The 4,765-nt window shown below is 37.3% G+C and carries 3 protein-coding genes and 1 rRNA gene; 3 read left to right on the plus strand and 1 reads right to left on the minus strand.

Going from position 1 to position 4,765, the window contains the following annotated elements:
* Nucleotides 1-122: 122 nt before the first annotated feature.
* From rrf to MN204_RS20185, 3 genes are all read left to right on the plus strand, one after another.
* Nucleotides 123-238, plus strand: a 5S ribosomal RNA gene (gene rrf / locus MN204_RS20175).
* Nucleotides 239-1,561: 1,323 nt separating this feature from the next.
* Nucleotides 1,562-2,113, plus strand: coding sequence for a phosphatase PAP2 family protein (locus tag MN204_RS20180; RefSeq protein ID WP_249872878.1), 552 nt, complete (start codon nucleotides 1,562-1,564; stop codon nucleotides 2,111-2,113).
* A gap of 77 nt (nucleotides 2,114-2,190) precedes the next feature.
* On the plus strand, nucleotides 2,191-3,333 hold the full coding sequence (locus MN204_RS20185) for a glycosyltransferase family 4 protein (RefSeq protein ID WP_249872879.1): 1,143 nt from the start codon (nucleotides 2,191-2,193) through the stop codon (nucleotides 3,331-3,333).
* A gap of 35 nt (nucleotides 3,334-3,368) precedes the next feature.
* Here the strand turns inward: MN204_RS20185 and MN204_RS20190 are convergent, their stop codons facing one another.
* Nucleotides 3,369-4,556 (minus strand): dicarboxylate/amino acid:cation symporter, encoded by a 1,188-nt coding sequence (locus MN204_RS20190; protein ID WP_249872880.1) that lies wholly within the window; start codon nucleotides 4,554-4,556, stop codon nucleotides 3,369-3,371.
* Between the last annotated feature and the right edge of the window lie 209 nt (nucleotides 4,557-4,765).

Raw genomic sequence — 4,765 nt, forward strand, 5'->3', positions numbered from 1 at the left:
GTGGTGACACGTGTAGCTGACGAATACTAATAGATCGAGGACTTAACTAAACTTCTTTTGATGTCTTGATTTACTCTTATTTAGTTTTCAAGGTATAAAACATACCTTATAATTAATAGTTGTCTGGTAGCAATAGCGAAGAGGCCACACCTGTTCCCATACCGAACACAGAAGTTAAGCTCTTCAGCGCCGATGGTAGTTGGGGCTTTGCCCCTGCAAGAGTAGGACGCCGCCAGGCACTAAAAACAGGAGATACGATTTTTATCGTATCTCCTGTTTTTTTATTTGGAAGTAGGACATAGACTTACCAAATCAACCTTCACACCAATAAAATAAGTTTAATCGTTTGACTGGCATAAAACTTAGAAATGCACTAACAATCGCCTTGCTAATTTGACAAAAAGCAAGGCTGGTTTTCGTATTTTTGGTTACATAAGCGTCGTATTTTATGTGAAGTGCGAATTAACTTAATTAATTACAATTGGATTTGATATAAGCTGTGACGCGGGATGAGTTGCCTCGGCTACCAATCTGGGGAATACACTCATGGTTCACGGGCGGCTGGTGAGCCAACTTGCGCTAAAGCGCTACGCTGTCTCACCGATGCCTCTGCTCCCGCAGAAGTCTCCGTGTATTCCCCAGAGCTGGTTAGAAGATTGCTGACAACTACTCCTGCGCTTCCGCATAGATTAATCGAGTCTAGTCTAGTGAAGTTAATGATTACGAAATACCTTTGAAGCGTGTTATAAAATGCTGAATTCGATCAAAGTTAACCGAATAGCTTCGATTGTTCTGAGATTTTGTCTTTTTTGAAATAACTCCCATACTAGCAGCTCGTATACACGAGACTCCAACGGGAGGAAAGGCATCGGTGAGACACTGAAATGCTTTAGCATGAAGGGGCTCACCAGCCGCTCGTGGAAATGACCTGACCCCTATAAGTTAGAGTAAAAATAATTTATGGTGGTTAGGTTTATGGCAAAGTATAGTGAAGAGTTTAAGTTAAAGGTCGCATTTTATATCAAATGCGATGAAAGCCTAACAGTTAATCCAAAGTCAGTTATAGTTGTGTATCTCACGCCTACTAATCCTTGCAAGTCTAATTTGCCACGTTCACTTTGTAAAAGGTTCGTTACCAACCAGCATAAATCCAACTAAAGCTGTCACTGAAAGATTTGGTGGCATTCAAGTTTTCTAAAGATGTAAGAGAGTGTACACTTTTACCCACAAACAAATTATTCCACATAAACGGCCACGTCTAGCGAAAGTGGACTCACCCCCTATAGCGCTTCATTAGAACATTCTTCTGAGAAATCAAGACCGAAAGTTTCTAATTAGGCTTGTTGGGGGATTCAAAGTGATAGCGCTTTTATTCCAAGTTAAAAAATATATAAATTTTCCAATACCATGGTGTTTCGACGATGGTATTTTTTAATTAATAAAATGTTTTCACTTAATTTTTTTGTAATGTAAGAATATATTTACAATAACTTATAATTTTCTAAATAATAAACTACTACAATAGATAGTAGATATAAATATAAAAAAAGGGTGGATGTAGATGGGAAAATTATTTGCTCACTTTTACACGGTAGAATGTCAGTTATTTAAGTATGTGAATCAATACTTTAGTCAGAGACACTTAAATTTGTTTTTTCGTTCCATAACTCATCTTGGTGGTGCAAGATTAACAATCGCGACTATATTATTAATAATACTCTTCACTTCAGATGCGGTGCGACTGACCGCTGTAGCGAGTGCAATTGCATTGGCAATAAGCCATATTCCAGTAATGATTGCAAAGAAATTATTTCCGAGAAAAAGACCGTATTTAGCATTACCGCAAATTAACGTTACTAATAATCCATTAAGAGATCATTCATTTCCGTCTGGACATACAACAGCCATTTTTTCTGTAATTATTCCATTTATATTGTTCTATCCCACTTTAACGATTGTTTTACTCCCAGTCGCTTTTGCGGTAGGTATATCCCGTATCTATTTAGGACTTCACTATCCTTCTGACGTTATGGCAGGTTGTTTACTTGGATCCTTAACTGGAACACTTTCTTATGTTTTTGTAGCAGCCAATTTTCCATTAAATTTTTTATAAACGGATACTTCTTATTCGTACGTTTTAATTTTTAGTGATAGGACACAGGAACATTTTATAATAAGGGGGAAAATGAAATGAAGATTGCAATTTTTACGGATACGTTTGCGCCAGATGTAAACGGTGTTGCGAAGACTTTAAAAAGATACACGGAGTATCTGGATGAGAATGGTATTGATTATCGTGTTTTCGCACCAAAAAGTTCCAATAAAGATTTATTTTCAAAACATGTTCTGCGTTTTACAAGTTTACCGTTTTTTATGTATCCGGAATGTAGGCTTGCATTACCGAATATCCCCTTCGTAAAAGAAGAATTGCTCAGTTTTAAGCCTGATATTATTCATGTTGCCACTCCCTTTAACATCGGTTTATGTGGATTGCATTTCGCCAAAAAATTGAACATTCCTATTGTTGGCTCCTACCATACTGATTTTGATAAATACTTACAATATTACGATATGCAATTCCTTTCAAAAGTACTTTGGAAGTATATGCATTGGTTTCATCGACCTCTCAGAAAAATATTTGTTCCTTCTGTTGATACTAAAAATCAATTACAGAAGCAAGGATTTACGAATTTATCGATATGGCCACGTGGGGTCGATCAATCTACTTTTCACGATAAATATGATCAGGATGCCATTAGAAAGAAATATAATATTAAAGAAAAATACATATTACTCTATGTTGGAAGAATTTCTCCTGAAAAGGATGTAATGCTATTGCCGGAGATTAATCAACTGTTACTTCATAAAAACAGGAATGATATTCATTGGCTTATTGTCGGAGATGGTCCTTTAAAAAATGATTTGGAAAGTAGTGCTTCCTCCAATATGACATTTACGGGATTTCTAACAGGAGAAGATTTAGCACAAATATATGCTTCTTCTGATTTATTTGTTTTTCCTTCTGCAACAGAGACATTTGGTAATGTGGTATTGGAATCGCTGGCCTGTGGAACACCTGTTATTGGTGTAAATGAAGGAGGAGTGCGTTCCATCATTCAGCAGGATGTTACCGGAATGTTGTGTAATCAGAAGGATTCAGAAGGATTTGTGGAAGCAATAACTGCATTATTGGCGGATAAAAATAAAATGGATATGATGGGTTATCAAGGTCGTAAATATGCTTTGACGCAATCCTGGGATGCTATATTTGGTAATCTTGTGGCAGAATATGAAGCGTTACTGGTTGAGGAAGAATACAGAGTTTTGGCGTGAAAAAGGATGGAATCAATCGATTCCATCCTTTTACATTACTTTACATGCTTATCAATTTCGGTCACGTTCCACTTTTTACTGATGCTATCTGTGATGGATGTTATCGCTCCATCACCCGTAACATTACAAGCAGTACCGAAGCTGTCCTGTGAGAGGTACAATGCAATCATTAACGATAGCATGGTCGGGCCAAATCCGAGCATGGTGTCCAACAGTCCAATAGCTGCCATAACCGCTCCACCCGGAACGCCTGGTGCTGCAACCAATGTAATCCCTAGCATTAAAAGGAATGGAAGAACAGAAGGAAAGGATATATTTCCACCTTGCAGAAATAATACCGCAAGTGCACAGCTCATAATTGTAATCGTGCTTCCTGATAAATGAATGTTTGCCAGCAGTGGTACAGTGAAGTCGGCGATATTTTCACGTACTTTTAACGATTTTGATCGCTCTAATGTTACAGGAATAGTAGCTGCAGACGATTGCGTTCCAAGCGCCGTAAAATATGCTGGAGACATTTTTTTCAGCATCACAAATGGGTTTTGCCTGCTTAAAGATCCTGCAACTGAATACTGCAGGATTAGGTATAGTACATGAAGGATAATAATCATGATAAATACTTTGGCAAATACACTTAAAATCGTTGCAACTTGCCCTGCATGGGTCATATTGGCAAAAATACCGAAAATGTGGAAAGGGAGTAATGGTATAATTACTCTTACAATTACAAGCTGGATAATATCGCGAAAGTCGTTCGCCAAATGGAGCAGTGCATCACTTCTAATTGCGGCGATACCGATACCTACTACAAAGGAAATCAGCAGCGCTGTCATGACTCCCATTGGGGGTGCCATTTCAATGGTAAAGAATGCTTCGCTTAATCCTTCTGTTGGATCTGTAAATATTTCCATTGTTTGGCCGCTAAGCATGGCGGGGTAAAGTGCTTTTGCTACAAAAAATGCGATAACCCCTGCAATGATTGTAGAAGCATATGCAAGCAAAGCAGTTAGAGATAGCAATTTTCCAGCTCCACGTCCCATGTTTCCAATTCCGGGTGTGATAAAACCGAGAATAATAAGTGGGATAATAAAGCTTAAAAAGTTACCAAATAATCCATTGAAGGTTGCAAATAATTGAATGAACCATTCATTTGCAAATGAACCTATCATAATACCAAGGATGATTGCTATAATAATTCTTGCAAGTAAACCATATCGTTTCATCTTGTTCTCTCCTACGTTACATAAGTCATGTTTAATTTTTCAATTATACAACGATATAAAACTTGATTCCAGTCTTTGTGATAAGTAAAATTATTTTAAATTATATAAATAGAGGCTGGGACATAACTAGCCAAAATGAATAAAAATGGTTCCGTTCATCGGTTTTTGGATGATCGGAACCATTTTTATTTGAATTATTTTCATCATCT

The sequence above is a fragment of the Oceanobacillus saliphilus genome, assembly GCF_023522835.1.
In the GTDB taxonomy this organism is placed as follows: Bacteria; Bacillota; Bacilli; order Bacillales; family Amphibacillaceae; genus Oceanobacillus; species Oceanobacillus saliphilus.